We start from the raw sequence: 26,174 nt of genomic DNA on the forward strand, positions 1-26,174 counted from the left end.
TCCTCTCTCCCCAGCGGCCGGGAAACGTGAGTCTCACCTTCAAAAAAGCCATCATGCGCGCCTTCTTCTCGGATGACCAACTGCTGCACCAGCCCCGCCAGTTCATGCGTGCGGGCCGCCTGTGCGAACCCACCGACGTGCCCGCCCGGGCCCACGCGCTGCAACGCGCGCTGGCCGGGCGCGGCATCACCCTGGCCGAGCCGGCCGACTTTGGCCGCGCGCCGCTGGAGGCCGTGCACAGCCCGGCGTATCTCGATTTTCTCGGCTATGCGTACGAGCGCTGGATGGCGCTGGCGCGGCCCGGGTTCGAACCGGGCATCGAAGTGCTGCCCAATCTCTCGCCCTACTACAACGGCCGCGTGGACCAGCCCCGCCGCGTGCCGTGCCCGACGGATTCCATCATTGCGCAGGCCGGCTATTACCTCGGCGACCTGAGCGCGCCGCTCGGGCCGCAGAGCTGGCGCTCGATCCTGCGCTCCGCGCACAGCGCCGTGGCGGCCGCGCAGTACGTGTGCGAGCAGCAGGACCGGCAGGGCATCGCCTACTCGCTGTCGCGCCCGTCCGGCCACCATGCGCACAGCGACCGCGCGGTGGGCTTTTGCTACGTCAACAACTCAGCCATCGCCGCCGAGACCTTGCTCAAGCGCTTCAACAAGGTGGCGGTGCTCGACGTGGACGCGCACCATGGCGACGGCACGCAGCAGATCTTCTACCAGCGCTCCGACGTGATGACGATCTCCCTGCACGCCGACCCGAGCGCGTACTACCCCTTCTATACCGGCTATGCCTTTGAGCGCGGCTATGGCGCGGGCTACGGCTACAACCTGAACTTCCCGCTGCCGCACGGCACCGAGGACGCCGGCTTCCTCGGCGCGCTCGACAACGCGCTTGATGCCCTGCGCGACTATCGCCCGCAGGCACTGGTGCTGGCATTGGGCTTCGACACCTATATCCACGATCCCATCAGCGTGCTGCGCGTGGGGCTGGACGCCTATCGCGGCATCGGCGAGCGCGTCAATGCGCTGGGTGTGCCCACGGTGGTGGTGCAGGAAGGCGGCTATGAGGTCGAGGCAATCGGCCCGGCGCTCGATTCCTTCCTGTCGGGCCTCGTGCCTGCCATGGCCTGAGCCGCAGGCCGCAACCCTTGCGCTAACCGATTCCGCTCGAACAAGGAGAGCCGAGATGACGACACTGAAGATCAATGGCGAGCGCCTGTGGCAGTCGCTGATGGCGCTGGCCCGCATCGGCGCCACGCCGCGCGGCGGCAATGCGCGCCTGGCGCTCACCGCGCTCGACGGCCAGGGCCGCGACCTGGTCACGGGCTGGATGCGCGATGCCGGCCTCACCGTCACGGTCGACAAGGTCGGCAATATCTTCGGCCGCCGCGCGGGGCGCAACGAAAGCCTGCCTCCCGTCATGACCGGCAGCCATATCGATACCCAGCCGACCGGCGGCAAGTTCGACGGCTGCTTTGGCGTGCTGGCCGGGCTGGAAGTCATGCGCACCCTTGACGACCAAGGCGTGCAGACCGAGGCGCCGCTGGAACTGGCAATCTGGACCAACGAGGAAGGCACGCGCTTCGTGCCGGTGATGATGGGCTCGGGTGTGTTCGCCGGCATCTTCCCGCTGCAGACCGCGCTGGACGCTACCGACAACGACGGCAAGCGCGTGGACGATGAGCTGCGTGCCATCGGCTACGCCGGCAGCGCCGAAGTTGGCGGCCGCGAGATTGGCGCGTATTTCGAGGCGCATATCGAGCAAGGCCCGGTGCTGGAAGACGCCGACAACGTGATCGGCGTGGTGACTGGCTCGCTAGGGCTGCGCTGGTACGACGTGACCGTGACCGGCATGGAAGCCCATGCCGGCCCCACGCCGATGCCGCTGCGCCGCGATGCGCTGTACGGCGCGTCGTTCATCCTGCAGGAGGTGGTGCGCATCGCGCATGATTTCGCGCCGCACGGGCGCGGCACGGTGGGCGTGCTCGATGTCCATCCGGCCTCGCGCAATGTGATTCCCGGCACGGTGAAGTTCACGGTGGACCTGCGCCACCAGGATGCCGGCAAGCTGGCCGAGATGGACGCCCGCCTGCGCGCAGCCTGCGACGCACTCGCGCAAGGCAAGACCACCGGCAACCCGCTCGGCGTGCGGGTCGAAGACGTGCAGTATTTCCCGCCCACGCCATTTGCGCCGGAACTGGTGGGCCACGTGCGCCAGCAAGCGGCGGCGCTGGGCTACACGCACCAGGACATCGTCACCGGCGCCGGGCATGACGCTGTGTATATCGCCACGGTGGCGCCCACCGCGATGATCTTTGTCCCGTGCAAGGACGGCATCAGCCACAACGAAGTGGAAGATGCCAAGCCCGAGCACCTGGAAGCCGGCGCCAATGTGCTGCTTGGCGCGATGGTGGCACAGGCTGGTGGCGTGAGCGCATGATCCGCGGCGGCTCTGGAGCCGTCCCGGATCAGTCCAAACCAGTGCGCCGCACAAGCAGGATGCACCGCGGCCCGAAGCGGCGCTAACCATCGCGGTGCGCTAGCCAACCCAACACCACGGTAACGGCGGGGGCGGCCCCGTCGCGTCCGCGCGCACCCAGATTCCGTCTCGCACCGGATGGCACAGCACTTGCAATTCAAACGCATCGCCCGTCGCTCCCACCACGACGACTCACTTCCAAAAAGCAAGGAATCCCATGTCCTTCCGTTTGCTCCAACACCGCACCGGCGCCATCGCGCTGGCCACCATGCTGGCCACCGGCCTCATTGCCACCTCGCAGGCGTTTGCACAAGCCACGCACGATTGGCCCACCCAACCCGTGCGCATCGTCGTGCCGTTCCAGGCAGGCTCCGCGACCGATCTCATCACGCGCCAGCTCGGCATCGGCCTGGGCCGCGAATACGGCCAGACCTTCGTCGTGGAGAACCGGCCAGGTGCCGCGGCCATGATCGGCAGCGAGGCCGCCGCGCGCGCGCCTGGCGACGGCTACACCTTGCTGATGTCGGGTCCCGCCTCCATGGTGACCAATCGCTTCCTCTACAAGAAGCTCAGCTACGATCCGGACGCCTTCGAGAAGGTAGCGGTAGTGGCCATCACGCCCAATATCCTGCTGGCCAGCCCGGGCCTGCCCTTCAAGACGCTGCCGGAAATGATCGCTTACGCCAAGGCCAATCCGGGCAAGCTGACCTATGCCTCGTTTGGTGCGGGCACCACGTCGCATATGGCAGGCGAGATGCTCAAGGCCTTGGCGGGCATCGATATCGTCCATGTGCCGTACAAAGGCGCGGGTGAGGCGATTCCCGCGCTGCTATCCGGGCAGGTATCGATGTACTTCGACACCATCATGACGGGGTTGCCGTATGTGAAGGCGGGCAAGCTGCGCGCACTGGGTGTGTCCAACGCCAGGCGCTCGCCGATGGCGCCGGATATTCCCACGATTGCCGAGCAGGGTTATCCGGGCTTTGATATCGCGCCCTGGTATGGGATCGTCGCGCCGAAGGGAACGCCGGCCGAGGTGGTTGCCAAGTTGAATGTCTCGATCAACAAGCTGCTCAAGGACCAAGGCTTTCGCGAGAAGCTCGCCGCAACCGGCGCGGAGCCGCGCGGTGGTTCGGTGGCCGAGTTCAACGCCATGGTAGGCGCGGAAATCCCGCGCACGGAGAAGCTGGTGAAGCAGTCGGGGATCAGCCTGCAGTAAGGCCACTGGCGCGAGGCTTAAAAAAACACCCGGCGGGCCGGGTGCCTCGGCTTGCCGACCAAGCCGGATCTGCGTTGTCGTGCGCCTCTCTCCCGCGCAGCGGGAGAGAGGCTGCTGCCTGATACCGGAAAACTAACCAAAGACTGCCCGCTACATCATGTGGCGCGAGAAGCGCCCGTGCTCGGCGCCGGCCATCAGGTCGGCGAACTGGTCGCCGCTCATGTGCACGAGTTGCTGGTGATCGCCGGCTTCGAAGAACACTTCGGGCTGGGCCAGCAGGGCGTCGTCGAGGTAGGTGTGCATGCCGTAGGCCATGGCTACCGGCGGGATGGCGCCCAGGTCGCAATCCTTGAAGACTTCGCGGATCTCGTCCTCGTGGGCCAGTACCAGCGTGCGCCCGCTTTGCGCGCAGATGGCCGCCAGGTTCAGGTGATGGCTGGACGGGATCACGGCGGCTACGTAGCCGATGTCATCCTCCAGCAACAGGGTCTTGGCCAAGCGATCTCCGGGAACGTGCGCTGCCTCCGCAGTGGCCATGCTGCTGAGGGTGTAGGGATGGCGGATGGTGTCGAAACGGCTGTTCCTGCTGTTGAGGCAATTTGCCAGGGTGGTAGCCAAGGCCATGATGCGTCTCCTTCGCTGTACGTTGCGCTCAGGGCCGCGGCGGCCCCTGCGCTTCCTACTATAGACGGTGCCCTTGGCGCCGGGGTGCCCCGCTTAGCGCATCATGCCTCGTCGTGCGCATCCGCGGGTGGCACCTGGCGCGGTTGCGGCCACAAGGCCTGCAGTTCGGTCTTGAGGAAGTTCAGCAGGTAGCGCGTGGCCATGGTCTGGTAGCGGTTGGGCATGGTCAGCATGTAGAGGCGGCTGCCGAACACGCTGATGTGGTAATCCGCCAGTACGGGCAGCAAGGTGCCCGCGTCGAGTTCCGCGCCGATGGCGTAGAGCGGGAAGATGCCCAGGCCAATGTCGCCTAGCACGCCGTCCTTCAGGAAGGCGAAATTCTCCGAGCTCAGCGTGGGCTCCAGCGCCACTTGCTCGCGCACGGCGTCTTTGCCGGTGCCGCGCGTGCCGAAGGCCTTGAGCTTCTGGCCGATGGGGGAGGCGCAGACGATGGCGTGGTCCTTGAGATCGACCAGGTCGCGCAGCGGCGGTTGTGTGGCCAGGTAGCCGGGAGATCCGCACACCACCCATTCGACCACGCCGATCTCGGTTGCCACCACCGAGTCCGGTGGCGTGGAGATGATGCGCAGTGCCACCTCCACGTCTTCGGACACCAGGTTGTGGATGCGGTTGTCGAACACCACATCGAGGGTGATGTCGGGATAACGGTGCTTGAACTTCACCAGCAGCGGGGAGAGCATCGAGTGCCCCAGCCCGGTGGGCACCGACAAGCGCACGTGGCCTTGCAGGCTCTTGCCCATGCTGGTGATCAGCGCGTTGGCCGCCGCCACTTCACCGAGGATGTTGCGGCCGTGCTCGTACAGGCCGGCGCCGACGGGCGTGGGCTCGACATGCCGGGTGGTCCGGCGCAGCAACTGCACGCCCAGCGCTTCTTCCAGCGCCTTCAGGTGGTAGCTCACGTTGGCGCGGGTCATCTTGAGCTTGCGCGCGGCAGCCGAGAGGTTGCCAGCGTCGACGATGTCCACGAAAAGGCGTAAGGCGTTCAGGTCCATTTGGTGCCTTGGTTTTGTTCGGGTGAAAGCGTGCTGGCATTGACGGGCATGGCGAACAGTTTATCAAGCCGTTGCATGATCCATGCATGAGCACGCAATGCCGGCCGATCCGGGTGGCGGCACGCCATCTAAAGACAGGCAAGCCAAGATAAAGGAATAACGTCAAAGGCCAATTCGCAAAGGATCGCGCCGATGCATTCCCCTTATGTCGAGGCGATGATTTTCGTGAAAGGCGGCTTCTTCCAGTGCGGGGGTGGCGTGGATTGCCACTACGGTTCATCCTGCAGCGGCAATAGCCGCAGCAGGCTTTGGCCGACATGCTGGAGTACGCTCATGTACCGTGAGCTGGTTATCGGCGGTCATCGATTGTCCCAGGCGCGTGTCGGCGGTGTGGGCAAAGGCCTGGGACGGTGCGCGTGCGGCCGGATCGGGCCTGCTGGCGCAGGCTGTCATCAAGGCAGCAGCCACGGCCATGCCCGTCAGCATGCAAGAAGCGGCGGAACTCGCGCGGCACTATCGGCGTCTCAGGGATTTCCACCGGACTATGCGGCATGGTGTATTCCCCAATTTTGGCGTCGCCAGCTCTCTTTGGAATGGCGCGCTTTGCACGGTATTGCCGGCTCGGTCGGCAAGGAAAGGAAAAATCCACTCGGTCTTTTCCTGGGGCGCAATCCGGCTCCTATTGGAAAGACAGTGGGCACTTGAATCCGCAAGCGCGAATGCACCCTATCAAACGCGGTGCCTGAGCCGGTCCGCCGGGGCTTGCGTCGCGCTGGCTGATTGCCATTTCCTGCTTGTTGATGATTGGCCGGGCTTGAATGTCAGGCATCAAGAATAGGGCGCGCGTTGCGCAGTGGATGCCTGCCGGCTTGCGATAAAAAGTGGATATTGCTTAACTTCACGCCCGTGCGCTTATCCAGTTGGGGGCAAATTTGGGAAAGCCAGGCCTGTTCTGGCAGCCTTTCCTATCACATTGTCCATACATCTTTCCTGTCAGTACGGGGATGGCGGCTGCCATGCATGCGGGGCATCGTCCTTTCAAAAGCCTTTCGGGATGTCGCCATATTGCGTCATCGCGCTGTTGAGTGAGTGCGCCGCTATGACGCATGCCAATGAAGGGATCCAATGCCGTCGATGGCATGGCAGAGAAATCCGGCGTATAGGGTATTACCTGAAACCCGCATTGCGATCCGGAATGCGGACGCGTCGCGCACGCAATCCGGCATCCAATCGCACCCGCATTGGGCGTGTCCACGGCGTTTTCAATTCTTGTAGAAATTTGGTCGGGTGTATCAACTTCTTACGTGATTGGATTTTCTTTAATCAAACGTGGTAGGCTATGCCAGCAAATTTTCCCTATCATTGAATTAACACCGCTCCAGGAGAATCAAAATGGCAACTTACAAGCAGCTGATTGCAGAGAAGGAAGCGCTCGAAGCAAAGCTGGCCGAGATGCGTGCCAGCGAAGTGGCGGGCGTTATTGCACAGATCCAGGGCCTGATGGCGGAATACGAACTGACGGCCGACGACATCGCCCCGAAGCGCCGCCGGGGCCGCCCGGCCGCCAGCGCGAATGGCGCCGCGGCCAAGCCCAAGGCCAGCCTGCCCCCGAAGTATCGCGATCCCAAGACCGGCGCCACCTGGACGGGCCGTGGCCGCGCACCGGCATGGCTGGGTAAGAACCGCGCACGCTTCCTGATCGCTGAAGCCTGATCGCGCTGCTGTCTTAGTGACGCAGTGGCGCCGGCCCCGCCGGCGCTAGCTTGTCCTCTGGTTTCCCCTTTGCGGGCACTGCGGCAAGCCATTGGCCTAGCCTTGCGCAAGGCCAATGGCGCTCATTACCCAATTCCCCCCGACCCGATATGAAAAAAGCGCTGTTTTCAGCGTTGCTGCTTTGCGCGTCTTTTGCCGCGCAGGCGGATGAGAAGTTGCTGTCAAGGCAATACGGGGCTTGCATCGACCGTCCCGATGTCACTACCGCCGGCATGCACGACTGCATCGCCGTGGAGACGGCGCGGCAGGATAAATCCCTGAATACCGCTTATAAGAGCCTTCAACAGGCCCTGTCTCCCACCAGGAGAGCAAAGCTGCTCGACGCCCAGCGCGCATGGTTAAAGTTCCGGGAAGCCAATTGCGGTTTCCAGGCCGATCCCGATGGCGGCACGATCGCCGGTGTCAACGCGTCTGCCTGCTTCATGCAAATGACGGCGGACCGGGCTCGGGAGCTTAGCGATTTCGCCGCCGAAGCGGCAGGGCGCTAGCCAGCACCTGGTCAGCGGCACTCAAGAATGTGCTGTTTTGCGCATTTTTCCTGATTGTCAAAAAGAATTGTCCATTCTGTTCAAGGGCTGTGGGATTGTCAAAACCAGGTGACGGCGTACCATGTTGGCCACATCGTTGCTTGCTTTGACCGGAGAACCCCATGAGCCTGGACGCAGAATCCTTTTCGCTGCTGCGCGCGTCGGTGCAGCGTTTCATCGACGAACGCCTGAAGCCGGCGGAAGACACGCTCGAGGAAACCGACGACGTGCCGGCGGACATCGTTGCCGACATGAAGGAGATGGGCCTGTTCGGGATCTCCATCCCTGAGAACTACGGCGGCATCGGCCTGTCGATGGCGCAGGAATGCGACGTGGTGTACGACCTCGGCCACACTGCCTTTGCCTTCCGCTCGGTTTTCGGCACCAATGTCGGCATCGGCTCGCAGGGCATCCTGATGGATGGCACCGAGGCGCAAAAGCAGGAATATCTGCCGAAGATCGCCAGCGGCGAGCTGGTTATCTCGTTCGCGCTGACCGAGCCCAATGCCGGCTCCGATGCGGCTTCGCTGCAGACCAAGGCCGAGCTCGACGGCGACCACTACGTCATCAACGGCACCAAGCGCTTCATCACCAACGCGCCGCGCGCAGGCGCCTTCACGCTGATGGCGCGCACCGGCGGCGCCGGCGCGTCGGGCATCTCGTCGTTCATCGTGCCGGCCAACACCCCGGGAATTTCGCTTGGCAAGCCGGACAAGAAGATGGGCCAGCGCGGCACCAAGACCTGCGACGTGGTGCTGGAAAACGTGCGCGTGCCTGCCGCCAACATCATCGGCGGCGTGCCCGGCGTTGGCTTCAAGACCGCCATGAAGGTGCTCGACCGTGGCCGCCTGCATATCTCGGCGCTGGCTTGCGGCATGGCGCACCGCCTGATTTCCGATGCCGTGGCCTACGCCAAGGAACGCAAGCAGTTCGGCCAGCCGATTGGCGATTTCCAGCTGATCCAGGCCATGCTGGCCGATAGCCAGGCCGAGCTGTACGCCGGCTTGTCGATGGTGCGCGACTGCGCCCAGCGCTACGATGCCAAGACTCCGGGCAAGAGCGATCCGGAAGTCAGCATGCTGGCTTCGTGCACCAAGATGTTCTGCACCGAGATGGTGGGCCGCGTGGCCGACCGCGCCGTGCAGATCCATGGTGGCGCCGGTTATATCGCCGAGTACAAGGCAGAGCGTTTCTATCGCGACGTGCGCTTGCTGCGCCTGTACGAAGGCACCACGCAGATCCAGCAATTGATTATCGCCAAGCAATTGCTGCGCGACTGATCGGAGGGCGCGCATGCACGGCCGGCCGTGCCGGCGGCATCCGCGCATGGCCCGTGCCGCGCCTGTGCCGCGAATGCACTGCGCGCGCGGGCCAATTGATGCGCGCAACGCAATGTCCTGTTGTCTCAACGGAGGCTGCCCCGATGGCTTTTGCCGCTCTCAATCTTCCCGCCCACACCACGGATTTTCCATCCTCGCGTGCCCGCTTGCGCCTCGGTGCGGCGCCCTCGCAAGCGATGCCTGGCAACGACGACGCGGGTCCCGATAGCGCCGCCCCGTGCTATCCGATCATCGCAGCGCTGATGGCGTGCGCCGCGCGGCCCGCCTATACGCCGCTGGACTGCATCCGCCTGGCGCTCGACGCCGCCGTTGCGCTGGGCCGCGACGATCCGGTCTCCTCGGTCCAGCCCACTCGCCTGCAAAGCTTCGATGGCGCGCTGTATCGCACCGGCACGGGCGCATGGATCATTCTCTACAGCGATAGCCTGGCGGCGCCGGATGTGCGCTTCATGATTGCGTACCTGCTGGGCCGCCAGCTTCTGGGCGGCAGCGAGCTGGACTACGTGGAATGCACCAACGCTGAGTTGATGGCCATGCCGGACGATGACTCGGCCGGCGGGCTCGCCTATGCCTTTGCCAGCCGGCTGATGATGCCGCTCAATGCCTGCCGACTGGCCTTGCCCGGCGCGGTGGACCTCGACGTGCTGGACGCGCTGGCCGAGCGCCTCTGCCTGCCGGTGCATCATGTGGCGCGGCGCTGGCTGTCCTATACCTCGCGCAAGGCCGTGCTGACGCTCATGCGCGATGGCGTTGCGCTGGGCACGTGGGCGAGCGAGACGGCGTTCGGGCTGCAGGCGGATGACGTCGGTGGCGGCAAGGGGGCGCGCGCGGCGTCGCAGGCGCTGCTGCTTGGCGACGGTGTGAGCATCGAGCTGGCCGTGGGCCCCAGGCATGTGGCGGCCCGGGCAGGCGTGCACCAGCGCGCTGTCTTTCCCGTCTGACGCCCCATCTGACGCCCCGGCGCGTCAGCGATCGTGGTGCAGGTACTTGGCCTGCCGCGGCAGCTGGAAGCTGACCAGGAACACGATCGCCATCATCGCGGTCACGTACCAGTAGAAGCTGGATTCGTGGCCCAGCGATTTCAGGTCCAGCGCGACATATTCGGCGGAGCCGCCGAAGATCGCGTTGGCCACGGCATAGGCCAGCCCCACCCCCAGCGCCCGGATCTCGGTCGGGAACATCTCGGCCTTGACGATGCCGCTGATGGAGGTGTAGAGGCTCACGATGGCCAGCGCGAGGGAAATCAGCACGAAGGCGACAAAGGGGCTCTTCACGCTCCCGAGCGCCGTCAGGACCGGAACTGTGGCCAGTGCGCCAAGTGCACCGAACAGCAGCATATTGTTGCGCCGCCCGATGCGGTCCGACAGCGCGCCGAAAAACGGCTGCATGCACATGTAGAAGAACAGGCAGCAGGTCATCACGTAGCTGGCCGTCTTGATCGACATGCCGGCCGAGTTGACCAGGTACTTCTGCATATACGTGGTGAACGTATAAAAGATCAGCGAGCCGCCCGCGGTGTAGCCAAGCACGGTGAAGAAGGCCGCCTTGTGATTGCGGAACAGCTCCGTGAGCGTACCGGCCTCCTTGCTCGCCCGGGTGGCGGCGGAGGTCGTCTCATGCAGGGTCCGGCGCAGGAACAGCGCCACGACCGCCGTGATGGCGCCGATCACGAACGGGATGCGCCAGCCCCACGCCTTGAGCTCCGCCTCGTCGAGGAACTGCTGCAGCACCACCACCACGAGCACCGCCAGCAACTGGCCGCCGATCAGCGTGACATACTGGAACGACGAGAAAAATCCCCGCTGGCCCTTGAGTGCCACCTCGCTCATATAGGTGGCGGTGGTGCCGTATTCGCCGCCGACGGACAGCCCTTGCAGCAGCCGCGCGACCAGCAGCAGCGCCGGTGCCCAGGCGCCAATGCTGTTGTAGGTGGGCAGGCAGGCGATCATCAGCGAGCCGCAGCACATCATCGTTACTGAAATCAGCAGCGAGTTCTTGCGGCCATGCCGGTCGGCAATCCGCCCGAAGAGCCACCCACCTATCGGCCGCATCAGGAAGCCCGCGGCAAATACACCGGCGGTGTTCAGCAATTGCGCCGTGGGATCGGATTTGGGGAAGAAGGCCCCCGCGAAGTAGATGGCGCAGAACGCGTAGACGTAGAAGTCGAACCACTCGACGAGGTTGCCGGAAGACGCGGCCACGATCGCGTAGATGCGCTTGCGCTTTTCCTCGGTGCTCGGCGGTGCATCGAAAAGGGGGGCGGACAGGTCTGTCATGGTTTGTCTCTTCCTTTCGGCAAGTCGCCCACACGAAGAAAGCCGTGGTGCGAGATCGGCACGCAGAGTTCCAGTGTAGTGCGATTGCGCCGTGATTGCGGCACAGGGTGACCTGTCTTGCACTACTTGGGGATGCGGGAGGGATAGGCTGGCGAGAAGGCGTGGCGCTTGTAGCCGCGGCGTGCCGGCCGAAAAAACGCGTCTGGCCGCATTGCGCGGCAGGGCTGGCGCCGTGGGTCGCGGCAGCGGCGAGGCGATTGGCCAGGACCGCTGCGTTTGACGTGAATAACGCCTATTGGTGTGTCTTGCTTTGTCTTGCTGTGTCTTGCTACGTTTTGCCTGCGTTACTGCGCGTCTTGCGGCCAGACTCCGTCCACATCCCTTAGCAGATGGCCTGCCAGGATGTAGTCCCCCAGCCGGGTCGCCTTGGCTTCGAGATCGAGCAGCTCATGGTCGGCCAGCGTGCCAAGATCGAACTGGCAATACAGATTGCGCTGCCTGAAGGTGGTCTTGGTCTTAGCCAGCCCTTCGATCAGGGCTTCGCGCGAATGGACAGCAATGCTTTCCTGTCCGCGGTATTGCACTTTGATGCCGCGTTTCTCTCCGAGCCGGCCGAGTTCGACGGCGTCCTGCCATCCGGTTTCATAGTCCAGCTCAAGCGCCAGCACATCTTTCGATGCGAGAAGCCGAAGCGCTTCTGCTTTGCTGCTAGCTCGCACTATTGACATCCACACCTCTTATATCGTCTTATACTGTACGAATATACAGTCAACGCGTCATTGCGGCAAGGGGTTGTCCCCAAGCCGTTTGGACTACTGCGCCAGCGGCGTCTTCCGCCGCCCTGCGTTGCCACTATTTTCCTCCAGTATTGCCCTTTAGGGGACGGTCACGGCTTCGTTTGCCGTACTGCCCGCCTTTATCGTCGCCCCGGCATCTTGCGCTGCCGTGACAGAGAAGTCCCCCGCATAGACATGCACCACCCGAGCCGGGTCCAGGTGCTTGCGGATGGCCGCGTTGACCTGTTCGACGGTCGCCGCGGCGATAGCTTGCTCGTATTCCGTGACAAAGCGCATCGTGCGCCCCAGAAATAGCTGGCTGGCGAGCGTGCCGGCCAACGCGGAATCGCTGGTGCGGGCCAGTGTGCCTTGCTGCAGCAGGCCACTCCTGGCTTGTGCCAGCTCCTCCGGCGTGATGCCAGCGGCTGCCAGCCGCGACAGTTCTTCTTCCACGCCACGCTTGAGCTTGTCCAGGTTCTGCGGCGCATAGAGCGCTTGCATGCCGAAGCGCCCGTTGGTGTCGAGCGCGCCCACCTGAATGAAACTGCCGACACTGTAACTGATGCCGTCGCGTTGGCGCAGGCGATCCGCCAGCCGGCTCTTGAGCGCGCTCCCGCCGAACACGCGGTTGGCGATCACCAATGCCGGATATTCCGGTGCATCGCTGGTCAGCGCGACTGGTAGCGCGGCCAGGTAGATGGCATTGGCCTTGTCCGGCGTCTCGTGGGTCAGGTGGGCCGGTGCCAGCGGCACGAAGGGGCGTTCGATGCGGGCATAGGACACCTGGGCCTGCCAGTCGCCGAACAGCGTGGCCAGTTGCGCCTGTGCCGCCTGGCGGTCGAAGTCGCCAACCAGCGCCACCTGGCCGTGGCTCGCGCCATAGAAGCGCGTGTGGAAGGCGCGCAGGTCGGCCAGGCGCACTTGCCGCAGCGCCGCGATGCTCTCCTGCGGGGTGCCGACATAGCGCGGATCCCCCGATGGGTAGGGATTGCCGTGACGGCCAAGCACATTCGATGCGATCGCCTCGGGCTGGCCCAGGCCGCTCTCGATGCCGGCGATGGCGTTGGCCCGCAGGGTCTCGAACTCGGCGGCGGGCAGGCTGGGCTCGCGCAGGATGTCGCGCAGCAGCGCCAGCGTCTCGGCCAGCGTTTCGCGCCGCGCTTCAAAACGCACGGTGACCGCCTCGCCGTCGCCCTGGACCGACACCACCGCCTTGAGCTCGGACAGGCGGTCGGCGATCTGCTGCCGCTCCAGGCGGGCGGTGCCGCGCATCAGCATGGCGGCGGTGAGGCTGCCGACGGCGTCCTGGCCTTGCAGGCTGGTGACGTCGCCCATGCGCAGGATCAGCGTGCCGTTGACGGTCTGGCCGCGGCTGGGTTTGGGCAGCAGCGCGAACTGCATGCCGTTGGCCAGCTTGCCGCGCAGCGTGTGCGCCTCGATATTGTCCGGGCTAGGGTCGAACGCCGCCACTGCGGCCTTGGCCGGCTTGCCCTGGTAGGCGGCCACCAGCGCGGCGACGTCCGGCGCGGCGGGCATGGTGGCCCGGGCCAGCGTCTCGGCCGGCGCATCGCCGGGCATGTCGATGGGGATGAAGCGGCCGAGCGTGCGGTTGCTGGCGCGCAGGTAGTTTTGCGCGACCCGTTGCAGGTCGGCCAGCGTGACGCGCTCCGCCTGCTGGCGTGCCACCAGCAGCAGGCGCCAGTCACCCTTGGCGATGGCCTCGGACAAGGCGATGGCGTAGCCGGAAGGATTCTCCAGCAGGCGCTCATAGCTGTTGAGCAGGCGGGTGCGGGCGCGGTCCAGTTCCACCTGCGTCACCGGCCGGGCGGCGAAGCCCTCCACCTGCGCCACCAGCGCCTGGCGCGCGGCTTCGAGGTCCTGCGTCTTGCTCAGCCCGGCGGCGAACAGCACCGAGCCGGGATCCTTCATGCCCGCTACCGAGCCAAACTGCCAACTGGCCTTGCCGCTCTCGACCAGCGCCTTGTACAGGCGGCCGCCCGAGCCATCGGTGAGGATATCGGACAGCAGCTGCAGGGCCACCGTATCCGGATGCGCGCCCGGCGCGATGTGGTACTGCACCGCGACCAGTTGCGAGTCGCCGACGCGGCGCAGCGTCACTTCGCGCGCGCCCTCCTGCGGCGGCTCAACCGTGTACTGGGCCGGCAGCGCGCGCGTGGGCCGGGGGATCGCGCCGAAGTACTTGCCGATGCGTGCCAGCGTGGTGGCCACGTCGAACTTGCCGGCCACCACCAGCACCGCGTTGTCGGGCTGGTAATAGCGGCGGTAGAAGTCCTGCAGGTTGCCGATGGCAACGTTCTCCACGTCGCTGCGCGCGCCGATCGGCGCCTTGCCGTAGTTGTGCCAGCGGTAGGCGGCCGAGCGCATCTGCTGCATCAGCATGCTGCCGGGATTGTTCTCGGCGCGTTCCATCTCGTTGCGCACCACCGTCATCTCGCTGTCGAGCGCCTCGCGGGCGATAAAGCTGTTGACCATGCGGTCCGCTTCCATCTTCAGCGCCCAGTCCAGGTTCTCCTCGCTGGCGGTGAAGCTCTCGTAGTAGTTGGTGCGGTCGAAGGCCGTGGTGCCGTTGAACTGCATGCCGCGGCGCGTGAGCTCCTGCGCGATGGTGTTGCCGGGCTGCGCCGGCGTGCCCTTGAACAGCAGGTGCTCGAGCAAGTGCGCCATGCCGGTCTCGCCATAGTTCTCATGGCGGCTGCCGACCAGGTAGGTCATGTTGACCGTGGTGACGGGCTGCGCTGCGTCGGGCGCCAGCAGCACGCGCAGGCCGTTGGGAAGCCGGTACTCGGTAATGCCTTCCACGCTGGCGACTTCCGCCGGCGCCGCGGTGGGCAGCTTCGCGGCGGCAGGCGCGGGCGCGGCAGGCACGCCAGGCGCGGCGTTCGCGGATACACTGAAAGCCAGGGCCAGCAGGAAGGAAAGACGCTTGATGATGGGACGCATGCGGAATTCGAAGAGTGAGTGGGCAGCCTCGCGGCGGAATCCGCGGAAATTCGCTGAAGATCTGCTGGAGATCCGCGGGAGCCTGCGGGGCGCGGCAAGGCGGCGGCATTGACGGCCCGGTGGCTGATTCTATCCGGTGCCAGCGAGCGTGGCGGCAAGCCTTGGCGTTTCCCGGACGATTCATGGTGAATTTGGGAAGTTTCCGCACGTCTTGCGCTCCACTCGGCGCTGAAAAAGGCGCCTCCGGGCCGCCGAGGCAAATGTCCGAATCCAGCTATTCCGGCCCGGCCAACGGAGTAGCATGCTGCCTATGAAACTCGATCCGGATACCTGCTACAAGGCCGTGGCCTCGCACGACCGCCGCTTCGACGGACGCTTCTTCGTGGGCGTGTCGTCCACCGGCGTCTACTGCCGGCCGATCTGCGCGGTGCGCACGCCCAAGCGCGAAAACTGCACCTTCTACGACACCGCGGCCGCGGCCGAGAAACAAGGCTTCCGGCCCTGCCTGCGCTGCCGGCCCGAGCTGGCGCCGGGCCACGGCCTGGCCGACCTGTCGGGGCGCCTGGCCCAGGCCGCGGCCACGCTGATCGACGAGGGTTTCATGGTGGATGCCGGCGTGGCCGGGCTGGCCGCGCGCATCGGCATTACCGAGCGCCACCTGCGCCGGCTGTTCGATGCGCAGTTCGGCGTCTCGGTACTGGAGTACGCGCAGACGCAACGATTGCTGCTGGCCAAGCGCCTCCTGACCGATACGGGGCTGACCGTAACCGACGTGGCGCACGCCGCCGGCTTTGGCAGCGTGCGGCGCTTCAACGACGTGCTCAAGACGCGCTACGGGCTGACGCCCATGGCCATGCGCAAGCGCGCCGCCGACAACGTGGCCGACGAGCTGGTGTTCGAGCTGGGTTACCGCCCGCCGATGGCCTGGACCGCGTTCCTGCAATTCCTGGGCGTGCGCGCGGTGGACGGCATCGAGCAGCTTGGCGATGGCACCTACGCGCGCACGCTGGCCATCAACAGCAGCGGCCGCACGCATCTCGGCTGGCTGCAGCTGGAGCATGTAGCGCGCCGCCATGTGATCAAGGTGACGTTGTCCGGTTCGCTGGCGCACGTGATTCCGCAAGCGCTGGGCCGCGTACGGCGGCTGTGCGACCTGGGTTGCCGGCCCGATGTGGTCGACCAGCACCTCGGGCCGCTGGCCGCCGAAGCACCCGGCATGCGCCTGCCCGGCGCGGTGGACGGCTTCGAGATCGCGGTGCGCGCGGTGGTGGGCCAGGTGATCTCGGTGAAGCACGCGCGCACGCTGCTGGCGCGGCTAGCCGAGCGCCACGGGTTGACACTGGCACAGCCCACGCCGACGCTGCGCTTTACGTTTCCCGGCGCGGCTGCGCTGGCTGGTGTGCCGCCCGAGGCCCTGCGCGAGATCGGCATCCCGCTGGGCAAGGGCCGGGCCATCCATGCCATCGCCAGCCGCGTGGCGGCGGGCGAACTCAAGCTGGAGCCCAACGCCGCGCCGGAAGACACCATGGCGCGGCTGCGCGAGATCGAAGGCGTTGGCGACTGGACCGCGCAATACGTGGCCATGCGCGCGCTCGGCTGGCCGGATGCCTTCCCCGGCACCGACTACGTCTTGCGCAAGGTGCTCGGCATCGCTACTGTGCGAGGCATGAACCAGCACGTCGCGCAGTGGGCACCATGGCGCGCTTACGCCGCCATCCACCTGTGGCGGCGCCACGAAGAACACAAGTCGGGCAAGTCGTACAAGTCGGAACGAGACGGCAAGACAAAGGACACACCATGATTGCATACCGCATCGTCGCCAGCCCGTTGGGCGAAGTGCTGTTGCGCGTCGACGGCGCGCGCTTGAGCGGGCTGTTCTTCTCCGGGCAGAAGTACTATCCGGCGGCGGCCATGCCGGACACGAGCGTGCCCGCCGCCGCCCGGCCCGTATTCGAGCAGGCCGCCGATGAGCTGGCCGACTACTTTGCCGAGCGCCTGCAGGCCTTCACCGTGCCCATGGTGCTGGGCGGCAGCCCCTTCCAGCATGCGGTCTGGCAGGCGCTGTGCGAGATCCCGTTTGGCGAGACCACGTCGTATGGCGAACTGGGCGCCGGGCTGGGCCTGGGGCCGACCCATGCGCGCGCGATCGGCGGGGCGGTAGGGCGCAACCCCTTGTCGGTGATCGTGCCTTGCCATCGCGTGCTGGGCGCCAGCGGAGACCTCACAGGCTATGCCGGCGGCACCGACCGCAAGCGCGCGCTGCTGCGGCTGGAAGGCACCGCCGCGGCCATGGCGCTGCCCATCCTGCGTCAGTCAGCGTTAGCGTTTCAGTAAGCGGCATCGCGCCGCTGCGCTTGACCACTCGCGCCAGGCAGTCACGGGAGGTGATACCGATGGCACGTTTGTTCGTCGCGATCGAGGTTCCACAAGCGCTGGCAGCCGCGCTGCTGGCTCGCGTGCCGCGCGTGGCGGCCATCCGGGCGGCGACGCCGCATCAGGTCCATCTGACGCTGCACTTCCTCGGTGAGCAGGACGACGCCACGGCGGCATGCATCGAGCAGGCGCTTGGGGGTGTATCAGGCGCGGCCTTTGCGCTCACGGTGAAAGACGCTGGCTATTTTCGCGGGCGGCGGGCGAGTGTGCTGTGGGCGGGAGTGGCACCCAATGCGGCGCTGGACAGCCTGCAAGCGGATATGGCGCAGGTCCTTGCCGGATGCGAGAGCGCGCCGTTACCGGATGCGGGCTCGCAGCGGCATGCGCGTTTCCATCCGCACATCACGCTCGCGCGCTGCGGGCCTGCCGTGGCGGATACCGCGTTGCAGGCATGGCGCGCCTCGCAGGCGGAACTGGTGTGCGAGCCGTTCCCTGTCGAGCGCTTCATCCTGTATCAAAGCCACCTGCACGCCGGCGGCGCGCAGCATGTGTGCCGGCGTGCGTATGCGCTGGATCTGGCGGCAGCCTGATGCCGTCGGCAACTGCCTGCGTCAGGCCAGGTTGCCGAGGCCAAGCGCTAGTCCCAGCGCCAGCAACACCGAGCCAATAACCCGATCCAGCAATCGCTGGCGCCGCAGCATGGCGGCGCGCAGCGCGGGCGTGCTCAAGCAGCAGGCAATCAGGCCGAACCAGGCCAGGTGCGCCAGCGACATGAACAGGCCATAGCCGAACTGCACCGCCAGCGGCGTTTGCGCATTCACCACCTGCGTATAGGTGCTGACCACGAACAACGTGGTCTTGGGATTGAGCGCATTGGTGAGAAAGCCCATCTTGAGCGCGCCGAACGCTGTCAACGCGGGCGTGCCCGCATCCGCGGCGAGCGATGGCGCGTTCGTGCCCGGCGCGCGCTTGCGCAAGGTCTGGATGCCGATCCAGATCAGGTAAGCGGCGCCGAGCAGCTTCACCACCGTCAACAGCTTGTGCGCGTGCTCCATCAACAACGCCACGCCGAACATCGTGTAGAAAACGTGCACTTGCACGCCAAGGGCGATGCCGAGCGCGCACAGCAGCCCGGCCTTGCGGCCATGCACGAAGCTGTTGCGCATCACCATGGCGAAGTCGGGGCCCGGGCTGATCACGGCCAGCACGGTGATGGTGGCGACGGCCAGCAGTTCGGTGAGAGGGTGCATATTGTGTGAGTATCCTTGACGGGATGGGGGCGGGGTTCCAAGCATTCTCCGAGTTGATGTGTGGCGCCACAACCGATTTATACTCGTGAAAATACGTGAGAAAAATTGACACATCGAGGCAAACATGCACTGGCTGGGCGGGATCCGTTTCTTCGAGGCCGCGGCACGGCACCAGAGTTTCATGCGGGCTGCGGACGAGCTGCACCTGACCCACGGCGCGGTCAGCCGCCAGATTCGCCAGCTGGAGGAGGCGCTCGGCGTGGCGCTGTTCGAGCGCCGCAACCGGGCCGTCTTCCTGACCGAGGCGGGGCACACCCTGCATGCCGCCGCCACCCAGTCGCTCGAAGTGCTGGGCGCAGCAGCGCAGCGTATCCGTGCGCATGCCCAGCCCAAGGCGCTGGTCCTGTCGTGCGAGCCCACCATCGCCATGCGCTGGCTGATTCCTCGCCTGCCGCGCTTTACCGAGACGCACCCGGAGGTGACGCTGCACCTGATGGCCGCTGGCGGGCCGGTGGACTTCGCGCGCAGCGGCGTGGATCTGGCGCTGCGCCGCAACGATTTTCATGTGGGGCCGGAATTGCATGCCCATGAAGTTGCCGAGGAATGGGTGGGCGTGGTCTGCCGCGTGGGGGCCAGCGTCGCGGCGTCGTCCCATCGGCTGCATACGCGCTCGCGCCCGGATGCCTGGCAGCGCTGGGCCAAGGCCGCTGGCGGCGCGCAGCGCTTTGGCGCCGATGCCTGGTACGAGCATTTCTACCTGACCATCCAGGCCGCCGCGGCCGGGCTTGGATGCGCGATCGCATCGCGCCTGATGGTGGCCGACGAGATCGCCGACGGCCGCATCGCCGCGCCGCGGGGCTTCGTGCGCGATGGATCTTGTTATCAATTGCTCTCGCCGGTGGCGTTCGAGCACGATGCGCGGCGTCGCGCGGTAAGGGACTGGCTGTGCCAGGAGGCGCAAGCATCGCTCGGCGCGGATCCCGCCCGGGTGGCTGCATCGCCACATCCAGAGGGCGGGACCAAGGGCGCGGCAAAACGACGTGGGCGCAAAGACGGCAAATGAGGCGTAAACCCGCTCCGGCGGGCTACCCCACGGAAGTCTGGCTCAAGTTTTGCCACACTTCGCCGTTGTTCAAACAAGAGCTTGCGCAGCAGCAGGCGTCGCGCTTAACATGCGGCGCTAGCCGCTCGCCCCCCGCTTGCATCCGGGTACGCGGGCAGCCCGAATTCCCCCGTCGCAAGCCAGTCTGGCGCGACGCAGGCCTCTCTCAGACGTTTGCGTGATTTTCATGAGTCTCCAAGATTCCCCGGAACAATCCGAGCTTGACGCCGGCGCGTTGCCAGACGACCGCTATCGCCTTACCCATTCCTCGCAGATCGGCACCGTGCTGCGCGACCTCGCCTGGCAGAAGTGCATCCTGAACGTGCGTGCGCGTAGCGCCCACGAGATGGTCACGACCGTGCTGCATGTGGATCCGGCCAGCCGCACCTTTGTCTTCGACTGGTGTTCCACCGAGCCCGAGCGGCAGGCGCTGCTGGCGTCCAACGAGAATGCCTTCTCGGCGTCGCTGCGCGGGGTTCCCGTGAACTTCATGATCGGCACGCCCGAGGTCACGCAGTTCCAGGGTGGCCCGGCGTTTACCGCGCCGTTCCCGGAGAAGCTCTACCACTTCCAGCGCCGCCGTCATTTCCGCGCGCGCACGCTGGTCACCAAGGGCTATGTCTGCACCATCAAGATGAGCGACGGCACCGTGCTCAAGCTCGATATTGCAGATCTCTCGCTCTCGGGTGTCGGCTTGCGCTCCAAGACCGTGGATGCCACGCACCTGCCGGTGGGCACCACGATCTCCGGCGTGCATCTGGATTTTGGCGCGCTGGGCAAGCTGGACCTCAGCCTGCAAGTGGTGGGCCACTGGCTGGCCGGGCGCGATGACAACGCCATCCACCATTTCGGGTGCGCGTTCTCCAACCTCGACGGCCGCACGGAAAACTTCCTGCAGCGCCTGGTGTTTGCGCTGGAACTAGCCAGCCGCGGCTAAGCGCCAGTGCCGCCATGCGGCACCAGCCGGCCTCGCGGGCCGGCTTCTTTCCCGGCTTTGCCTTCTCTCGCGAGCCCGCAGACACCGCTGCCCTGGGCCGCTCAGGATGTAGATGAACGCCTCGCCTGGTGGCGGCGTCTCGGCGAACTCGCCGGTCTCAGTGGCTCAGGCGGCGATCAGCTTGCCGATGGCCGCCGCCGCTTCGCGCATCGGCGGCAGCAGGCGCGAGATCATCTCCGCTTCCGATACCTGCGCCGCGCGCACGCTGACGCTGATGCCCGCCATGACGCTGCCTGAAATGCCGCGCACCGGCACCGCGATGGCGCGCAGGCCGGGCTCCAGTTCCTCGTCGATCAGCACATAGTCCAGCTCGCGGGCATGCGCAAAGCTGGCCTCCAGCTCGGGCCGCGAGATCTTGGTCTGCAGCGTGCGCGGGCGCAGGTCGACGTGGTCGAAGAAGTCCTCCAGCGCCGGCTCGGCCAGGTGGGCCAGCAGCATGCGGCCGATCGACGTGCAATAAGCCGGCAGCCGGCTGCCCATCCCGAGCGAATAAGTGAGCACCCGCTGCACCTCCGAGCGCACCAGGTAAAGGATGTCGGTGTCGTCCAGGATGGCCAGCGCCGATGTCTGCTGGATGCGCGTGCTCAGCGCGTCGAGGATCGGCTGGGCAAGCGACACCAGCGATGTCGACGAGAAATACGCATGGCCCAGGTGCAGCACGCGCGGGCGCAGCGCGAACTGTCCGCCTTGCTGGCTGACATAGCCGAGCTGCTCCAGCGTGTACAGGCAGCGCCGTACCGATGCGCGCGAGAGCTGGGTGCGCTGTGCCACCTGGGAGATGGTGAGCGGGCGCTTACGCTCGGAGAAGGCTTCGAGCACGCTCAAGCCGCGCGCCAGCGACAGCATGAAATTCGGGTCGCCGGCAAAACTGTTGAGAAGGTCGGCCTGCGGACGGGCGACGCGGACAGTGGCGGCCGTTGCCTGGCCAGGGCTGCTGGGAATGGGGGCGTCCATGTGGGCGAGTGCGCGCGGGTTGTTCGATAATCGCGCATCTTAAACCGGCTGGGCTCCGCGGGCCAGCGTTTTTGTTGCGCCCGATCCCCGTTTTGGTGCGTGGATCGGGTTAGCCGGCAAAAAAAACGTCGCCGTCTCAAGGGCACGGCGACTGGAAGGGTGTGTCATCAAGACGGGGATCTCGGCGACAGGTCCAGCATAGGACGTGGCGGTCAGACATTGAATACAACTTCCGAGGGGATTTATGCCTGGCATGTCGCAGCCGCCAGGCGCGCGCGGCGCCTGGCGCCCCCCGCTGCGTCGAGGCGGGTAAAATCGCGCCCTTGATGTCGCCGCCGTCCCGGTCCGCCCCCGCCAAGCATTGCGCGGCTGGCCCGGCCGGCGCCCGCAGCCCACCGCGCAGCCCCGAATTGAAGCCAGCCATGACCCATCAGCCCGAACTCTCCCCCGAAGCCGACGACCAGGACGCCGCCGGGGACAACGCAGAAAAGATCCAGGAGCCGCGCCTGTGGCGTGCCGACGGCTGGACCGCCCGCGTGATCAAGAACGAGGACGATGATGGCTGGGCCGTTGCCATGATCAAGGACGGCGAGCCCGAGCCCGCGCTGGTCGGCCCCTGGACCATGGGCCGCGACAAGAAGAACCCCAAGCCGCTGGACACCAACGCCTTCTCGACGCTGGTCAAGACCGCCTCCGAAGTGCTGCGCCGGCACGAGCAGCAACTGCACGCCATGCTGCACAAGAGCGTGATCGTCGACACGGACACCGCGCGCATCAGCGTCACGCTCGACATCGTGCCGGACGAAGACAATCCCTACGCGGTGCTGAGCGCCACTGACGAGAACGGCGACGAACTGGCGCAGGTGCGCGTGTCGGCCGGCTTCAAGCTGAGCAAGGCCAGCGCCGCGGACTGGATCGAGAACGAATACCGCAAGCCGCGCTGAGCGGTTGAGCGCCCTGCCTTGGCAGCGCGGATGCTCCTTCGCCTCCATCCCGGTGCTGGATGCCGTCAAGCTGATCCGGCGCCCAGTGATTGAGCGGCACATCACCAATATCCATGCTCGCGAGGAGACGCATCGCCATTCACTCATCTCGCGTGCGGCCACTGGCGCGATCTGCGGGCTTGGCGTTGCCGGCTATACGCTGGCGCTGCGCGCCATGGCCGACGCCCTGCGGAGCTAGTGCGACGCCAAGTCTGCCGGCCGCCTCAGGCCAGCAGCACCAGTGCGATGGCGATCGCCGCCGGCAAGCCCTGCACCCACAGGATCTTGCGGCTGGCCGTGCAGGCACCGAAGATCCCGGCCGCCAGCACGCAGCACAGGAAGAACAACTGCACCGGCACCGCGGCGGTGACCAGGCCCCACAGCAGGCCGGCCGCGAGGAAGCCGTTGTACAGCCCCTGGTTGGCCGCCAGCGCCTTGGTGGCGACGGCGAACTCCTGCGTCAGCCCGAAGGCCCGCATGCCCTTGGGCTTATCCCACAGGAACATCTCCAGCACCATGATGTACACATGTTCCAGCGCTACCAGCGCCACAGCTGCAAGGGACAACCATTTCATGGCGGGAATCTCGGAAAGGGGAAAAACAGGAAGGGGTTTGGGCGGTCTGCCGCTTTAGCGTTGCGGGGCTGGGGCGAGCCGCGCGATCAACGCGGCATGCCGCGGGTGCGAAGCCAGCAGGCTGTCGGCATTGGCCAGTTCGAACTCGCCGAACTCAAAGCCCGGCGCCACCGTGCAGCCCACCAGCGAGAAGCCATCCGGATCGCTGCGCTCGGCGGCGAACCAGCAGCCGGCCTTGACCACCGCCTGGAAGACCGCGTCGTCATCGGCGAGCGCGTTGCCCAGCCGGTGCGTGGTGAGGCTGCCGTCTTCCTCCAGCACATGCACGTTGAGCGCGCAGCCCGCGTAGAAGTGCCACACCTCGTCGGAGCGGATGCGGTGCCAGGCGGAGTAGGCGTTGTCGCACAGCAGGTAGTAGATCGCGGTGGAGGCGGCATGCGTGGCGAGATTGCCTGCACCTTCGCGCGACACACGCGCTGCGTCGCGATGGGTCTCGCGGTAGTAGCCGCCTTCCGGATGCGGCCGCAGCGCAAAGCGATGAATCAACTGGTCCTTGCCTTGGTTCTGCGAGTCAGGTTGGGCGGGCATGCGCGGGGCTCCGGGATCGATAGCCGCCATCATGCCCGCTTGCCGGCGCAATAGGCAATTGGCAACAACGCGAAGCGAACCCGCAGGCTCAGCGCATCGCGCTATCCGCCCCCGGGCCGATCCACGCGCGCACGGCGCGCACCGCATCGTCGTCGCGCCGGTGCGCCGGGTAGACCAGGTAATAGCCGTCGCCCTCGATGACCGGGCCGCACGGCTGCACCAGCGCGCCGCTGCGCAATTCCTCCGCCACCAGCGTCAGACTCAGCAAGGCCACGCCCTGGCCGCCAAGCGCCGCGAGGATGGCGTGGGTCTCATCGGAGAAGGTGGGGCCGCTGGCCGCGTCGAGACGGTCCAGTCCGGCCTCCTGCTGCCACAGGGCCCAAGTTATGGGGTGGCGCGCAGTGCTGCGCCATTGGTGGTGCAGCAAGGTCTGGCGGCGCAGCCCTGCGGCGGACTTCACGCCTAGCAGCGGGCTGCAGACCGGTGCAAAGCGCTCGCGCCATAGCAGCTCGGCGTCCAGTCCGCGCCATTTGCCGCTGCCGTAGCGGATGGCGGCGTCGGCCTGGCCCGCGTGCAGGTCCACGGCATCCAGCGAGGCATGCACATGCAGGTCGAACTCCGGCGCCACGGCCCGCAGCCCCGGTGCGCGCGGCAGCAGCCAGCGCGCGGCGAAGGCCGGCGTGGCCGATACCGTGAGCGTCTTGCGCGATGGCGGCGCACGCAGCCTGGCCACGGCCTGCTCCAGCGCGTCGAAGCCGTTGCGCGTGCCCGGGTACAGCGCGGCGCCATGCGCGCTCAGCACCAGCCGGCGCGGCAAGCGCTCGAAGAGCGTCACGCCAAGCACTTGCTCCAGCAGCCGTAGCTGATGGCTCACCGCCGTCGGCGTGACCGACAGCTCCTGCGCCGCATGCTTGACGCTAAGGTGCTGCGCGGTGGCTTCGAAAGCGCGCAGCGCGGCGAGCGGCGGCAGGCGGCGGGGCGTGGTTTCGGATGAGGTATTGTCAGCCATGAGGCAGAGAAAGGATCGGTTGTGAGGATGTTATGGCGAGTCTACATTGCCATCACCCTCAACCGCATGGGCTGACCGATGAGAACGGCTCATGCATGACCAACCGAAATGGAACGACATGGCTCACCTCCTTCATATCGACGCCAGCGCCCGCCCGGGACGCTCCGGCACCGACGCCCACGGCTCGCACACGCGCCGTCTCTCGCAACGCTTCGTCAACCGCTGGCAAGCGGCGCGTCCTGCGGACACGGTGACTTATCGCGACGTGGGCCAGCACCCGCCCGCGCCCGTCGGCGCGGACTGGATTCGCAGTGCCTTTACGCCGTCCGCGCGGCGCGAGCCGTGGATGGATGCGGTGCTGGCCGAAAGCGATCGCCTGGTCGCGGAAATCGAGCGCGCCGACGTGCTGGTGATCGGCGTGCCGATGTACAACTTTGGCGTTCCGGCGCAACTCAAGGCGTATATCGACAATATCGTGCGCGTGGGCAAGACCTTCGGCTTTGATCGCGAACGCGCTGGCGAGCCTTACTGGCCGATGCTGGCGGGGCGCGGCTAGCAACTGGTGCTGCTGACCGCACGCGGCGACTACGGCTACGGCGACCGCCTGGCCCGGCTCGACCATGTCACCCCGGCGCTGCGCGCGGCGTTCGGCTACATCGGCATCGACGACGCGGTCGAGGTCGCCATCGAGTACGACGAGTTCGGTGGCGAGCGGCTGGCCGCCTCGATCGCGCAGGCCGAGGCGGAGGTGGATGCTTTTGTCGTCACGACGATGCGGCGGATGCGCGACGAGACGGAAGCATTGCAGCCCTGAAGCCCTGAAGCCCTGAAGCCAGGAAGGCCTTTCCGCGCGGCTCGCAATCATCCCGCGTCCTTGTGCATCCACGCCGCGTTTCGCGGCGTATCTGGTTTAACCGCGCGATTCACGTGTGGCCGGACCAGCGCAAGGCGCTGCTCCCCTGCAAGCCAGTCGCGATCCGCCGATCGCCCAGAAGGAGATTGCCATGACCCGCCATTTCTTCAAGCTGTTGATGACTTCGGCCGCACTTGCCGGCATTGCCGCCACGGCGGTTCCGGCGCAAGCCTCCGGTCCCAAGGACAGTGCCGTGTCCGCAGACCGCTACGGCTACGTCTTCCATGCGTCGCGTTTCGACGTCTATAGCGATGGCGCACGCCTGGACCCGGCCGCTGTTCCGGCGATGGGCGCCGATGCCAGCCGCCTGCGCAAGCCAGATCCGTTCTCGGACGGCGCGCAGAAGCTGGCCGGCATGGACCGTAGCGGCGTTTCCTCGGATCCGGCGCGCAAGGCCGATCCTTTCC

26 protein-coding genes and 2 pseudogenes are annotated in these 26,174 nt (G+C 66.2%); 18 read left to right on the forward strand and 10 right to left on the reverse strand.

Translation table 11 applies throughout. The features are described from left to right. Positions 1–53 precede the first annotated feature (53 nt). From ACGLHR_RS30980 to ACGLHR_RS30990, 3 genes are all read left to right on the forward strand, one after another. Positions 54–1,127 carry a histone deacetylase family protein gene (locus ACGLHR_RS30980; protein WP_400098496.1) on the forward strand — a complete coding sequence of 358 codons (1,074 nt, stop codon included), beginning with the start codon at positions 54–56 and terminating at the stop codon, positions 1,125–1,127. A gap of 55 nt (positions 1,128–1,182) precedes the next feature. Further along, positions 1,183–2,436 carry a Zn-dependent hydrolase gene (locus ACGLHR_RS30985; RefSeq protein WP_400098459.1) on the forward strand — a complete coding sequence of 418 codons (1,254 nt, stop codon included), beginning with the start codon at positions 1,183–1,185 and terminating at the stop codon, positions 2,434–2,436. 256 nt (positions 2,437–2,692) lie between these two features. Further along, complete coding sequence (locus ACGLHR_RS30990; protein WP_400098461.1) at positions 2,693–3,694, forward strand: Bug family tripartite tricarboxylate transporter substrate binding protein; 1,002 nt, start codon at positions 2,693–2,695, stop codon at positions 3,692–3,694. Positions 3,695–3,844: 150 nt separating this feature from the next. On the opposite strand, the gene ACGLHR_RS30995 is transcribed toward ACGLHR_RS30990, so the two are convergent. Continuing rightward, positions 3,845–4,318: a YbaK/EbsC family protein gene (locus tag ACGLHR_RS30995; protein ID WP_318237031.1), complete on the reverse strand. Its 474-nt coding sequence runs from the start codon at positions 4,316–4,318 to the stop codon at positions 3,845–3,847. Between the two features lie 101 nt (positions 4,319–4,419). Continuing rightward, entirely contained in the window at positions 4,420–5,370 is a 951-nt protein-coding gene (locus tag ACGLHR_RS31000; RefSeq protein WP_400098463.1) for a LysR family transcriptional regulator, read from the reverse strand. Between the two features lie 340 nt (positions 5,371–5,710). On the opposite strand from ACGLHR_RS31000, the gene ACGLHR_RS31005 reads away from it, so the two are divergent. From ACGLHR_RS31005 to ACGLHR_RS31025, 5 genes are all read left to right on the forward strand, one after another. Then, positions 5,711–6,208: a hypothetical protein gene (locus ACGLHR_RS31005; RefSeq protein WP_400098465.1), complete on the forward strand. Its 498-nt coding sequence runs from the start codon at positions 5,711–5,713 to the stop codon at positions 6,206–6,208. Positions 6,209–6,762: 554 nt separating this feature from the next. Further along, entirely contained in the window at positions 6,763–7,083 is a 321-nt protein-coding gene (locus ACGLHR_RS31010) for an H-NS histone family protein (protein ID WP_006159731.1), read from the forward strand. Positions 7,084–7,232: 149 nt separating this feature from the next. Further along, entirely contained in the window at positions 7,233–7,631 is a 399-nt protein-coding gene (locus tag ACGLHR_RS31015; protein ID WP_400098467.1) for a lysozyme inhibitor LprI family protein, read from the forward strand. A gap of 161 nt (positions 7,632–7,792) precedes the next feature. After that, positions 7,793–8,950: an acyl-CoA dehydrogenase family protein gene (locus tag ACGLHR_RS31020; protein ID WP_400098469.1), complete on the forward strand. Its 1,158-nt coding sequence runs from the start codon at positions 7,793–7,795 to the stop codon at positions 8,948–8,950. A 143-nt stretch (positions 8,951–9,093) separates the two neighbouring features. After that, the gene (locus ACGLHR_RS31025) at positions 9,094–9,951 is read left to right on the forward strand and encodes a hypothetical protein (RefSeq protein WP_400098471.1); all 858 of its coding nucleotides are present in this window, start codon (positions 9,094–9,096) and stop codon (positions 9,949–9,951) included. Between the two features lie 24 nt (positions 9,952–9,975). Here the strand turns inward: ACGLHR_RS31025 and ACGLHR_RS31030 are convergent, their stop codons facing one another. The 3 genes from ACGLHR_RS31030 to ACGLHR_RS31040 all read right to left on the reverse strand — a co-directional run bounded on the left by ACGLHR_RS31030 (position 9,976) and on the right by ACGLHR_RS31040 (position 15,023). After that, positions 9,976–11,286 carry an MFS family transporter gene (locus ACGLHR_RS31030; RefSeq protein ID WP_400098473.1) on the reverse strand — a complete coding sequence of 437 codons (1,311 nt, stop codon included), beginning with the start codon at positions 11,284–11,286 and terminating at the stop codon, positions 9,976–9,978. A 344-nt stretch (positions 11,287–11,630) separates the two neighbouring features. Beyond that, on the reverse strand, positions 11,631–12,014 hold the full coding sequence (locus ACGLHR_RS31035; protein ID WP_318237038.1) for a PHA-granule associated protein 4: 384 nt from the start codon (positions 12,012–12,014) through the stop codon (positions 11,631–11,633). A 147-nt stretch (positions 12,015–12,161) separates the two neighbouring features. Continuing rightward, the gene (locus ACGLHR_RS31040; RefSeq protein WP_400098475.1) at positions 12,162–15,023 is read right to left on the reverse strand and encodes a M16 family metallopeptidase; all 2,862 of its coding nucleotides are present in this window, start codon (positions 15,021–15,023) and stop codon (positions 12,162–12,164) included. A gap of 310 nt (positions 15,024–15,333) precedes the next feature. On the opposite strand from ACGLHR_RS31040, the gene ACGLHR_RS31045 reads away from it, so the two are divergent. The 3 genes from ACGLHR_RS31045 to thpR are packed head-to-tail and all read left to right on the forward strand — an operon-like array spanning position 15,334 to position 17,986. Further along, the gene (locus ACGLHR_RS31045; RefSeq protein WP_400098498.1) at positions 15,334–16,824 is read left to right on the forward strand and encodes an AlkA N-terminal domain-containing protein; all 1,491 of its coding nucleotides are present in this window, start codon (positions 15,334–15,336) and stop codon (positions 16,822–16,824) included. After that, positions 16,821–17,357, forward strand: coding sequence for a methylated-DNA--[protein]-cysteine S-methyltransferase (locus ACGLHR_RS31050; protein ID WP_400098477.1), 537 nt, complete (start codon positions 16,821–16,823; stop codon positions 17,355–17,357). The genes ACGLHR_RS31045 and ACGLHR_RS31050 overlap by 4 nt, the downstream gene beginning before the upstream one ends. 59 nt (positions 17,358–17,416) lie before the next feature. Next, the gene (gene thpR, locus ACGLHR_RS31055) at positions 17,417–17,986 is read left to right on the forward strand and encodes an RNA 2',3'-cyclic phosphodiesterase (protein WP_400098479.1); all 570 of its coding nucleotides are present in this window, start codon (positions 17,417–17,419) and stop codon (positions 17,984–17,986) included. Positions 17,987–18,007: 21 nt separating this feature from the next. Here thpR and ACGLHR_RS31060 read toward each other — a convergent pair whose 3' ends face one another. Continuing rightward, positions 18,008–18,646 (reverse strand): LysE family translocator, encoded by a 639-nt coding sequence (locus ACGLHR_RS31060; protein WP_400098481.1) that lies wholly within the window; start codon positions 18,644–18,646, stop codon positions 18,008–18,010. 124 nt (positions 18,647–18,770) lie between these two features. On the opposite strand from ACGLHR_RS31060, the gene ACGLHR_RS31065 reads away from it, so the two are divergent. Continuing rightward, on the forward strand, positions 18,771–19,709 hold the full coding sequence (locus ACGLHR_RS31065; RefSeq protein WP_400098483.1) for a LysR family transcriptional regulator: 939 nt from the start codon (positions 18,771–18,773) through the stop codon (positions 19,707–19,709). A gap of 226 nt (positions 19,710–19,935) precedes the next feature. Continuing rightward, complete coding sequence (locus ACGLHR_RS31070) at positions 19,936–20,685, forward strand: flagellar brake protein (RefSeq protein ID WP_400098485.1); 750 nt, start codon at positions 19,936–19,938, stop codon at positions 20,683–20,685. A 165-nt stretch (positions 20,686–20,850) separates the two neighbouring features. On the opposite strand, the gene ACGLHR_RS31075 is transcribed toward ACGLHR_RS31070, so the two are convergent. Then, entirely contained in the window at positions 20,851–21,699 is an 849-nt protein-coding gene (locus ACGLHR_RS31075) for an IclR family transcriptional regulator C-terminal domain-containing protein (protein WP_400098487.1), read from the reverse strand. Between the two features lie 422 nt (positions 21,700–22,121). Between ACGLHR_RS31075 and ACGLHR_RS31080 the strand changes: the two genes are divergently transcribed. Together ACGLHR_RS31080 and ACGLHR_RS31085 are read left to right on the forward strand one after the other, a co-directional pair. Continuing rightward, on the forward strand, positions 22,122–22,643 hold the full coding sequence (locus ACGLHR_RS31080; protein WP_318237046.1) for a hypothetical protein: 522 nt from the start codon (positions 22,122–22,124) through the stop codon (positions 22,641–22,643). Between the two features lie 28 nt (positions 22,644–22,671). Then, positions 22,672–22,881, forward strand: a pseudogene (locus ACGLHR_RS31085) (type II 3-dehydroquinate dehydratase); the annotation flags it as partial. Positions 22,882–22,906: 25 nt separating this feature from the next. Here the strand turns inward: ACGLHR_RS31085 and ACGLHR_RS31090 are convergent. From ACGLHR_RS31090 to ACGLHR_RS31100, 3 genes are all read right to left on the reverse strand, one after another. After that, positions 22,907–23,257, reverse strand: a complete 351-nt coding sequence (locus ACGLHR_RS31090; RefSeq protein WP_318237047.1) for a DUF1304 domain-containing protein — start codon at positions 23,255–23,257, stop codon at positions 22,907–22,909. Between the two features lie 54 nt (positions 23,258–23,311). After that, complete coding sequence (locus ACGLHR_RS31095; protein ID WP_400098489.1) at positions 23,312–23,845, reverse strand: cupin domain-containing protein; 534 nt, start codon at positions 23,843–23,845, stop codon at positions 23,312–23,314. Positions 23,846–23,933: 88 nt separating this feature from the next. Beyond that, on the reverse strand, positions 23,934–24,854 hold the full coding sequence (locus ACGLHR_RS31100; protein WP_400098491.1) for a LysR substrate-binding domain-containing protein: 921 nt from the start codon (positions 24,852–24,854) through the stop codon (positions 23,934–23,936). Positions 24,855–24,945: 91 nt separating this feature from the next. On the opposite strand from ACGLHR_RS31100, the gene ACGLHR_RS31105 reads away from it, so the two are divergent. From ACGLHR_RS31105 to ACGLHR_RS31115, 3 genes and pseudogenes are all read left to right on the forward strand, one after another. Beyond that, positions 24,946–25,410 carry an FMN-dependent NADH-azoreductase gene (locus ACGLHR_RS31105; protein WP_400098493.1) on the forward strand — a complete coding sequence of 155 codons (465 nt, stop codon included), beginning with the start codon at positions 24,946–24,948 and terminating at the stop codon, positions 25,408–25,410. Positions 25,411–25,416: 6 nt separating this feature from the next. Next, positions 25,417–25,668 carry a hypothetical protein gene (locus ACGLHR_RS31110; RefSeq protein ID WP_400098495.1) on the forward strand — a complete coding sequence of 84 codons (252 nt, stop codon included), beginning with the start codon at positions 25,417–25,419 and terminating at the stop codon, positions 25,666–25,668. 190 nt (positions 25,669–25,858) lie between these two features. Continuing rightward, a pseudogene (locus ACGLHR_RS31115) lies at positions 25,859–26,174 on the forward strand (copper resistance protein CopQ); the annotation flags it as partial.

Source organism: Cupriavidus sp. CuC1 (genome assembly GCF_044627735.1).
GTDB classification, from domain to species: domain Bacteria; phylum Pseudomonadota; class Gammaproteobacteria; order Burkholderiales; family Burkholderiaceae; genus Cupriavidus; species Cupriavidus ulmosensis.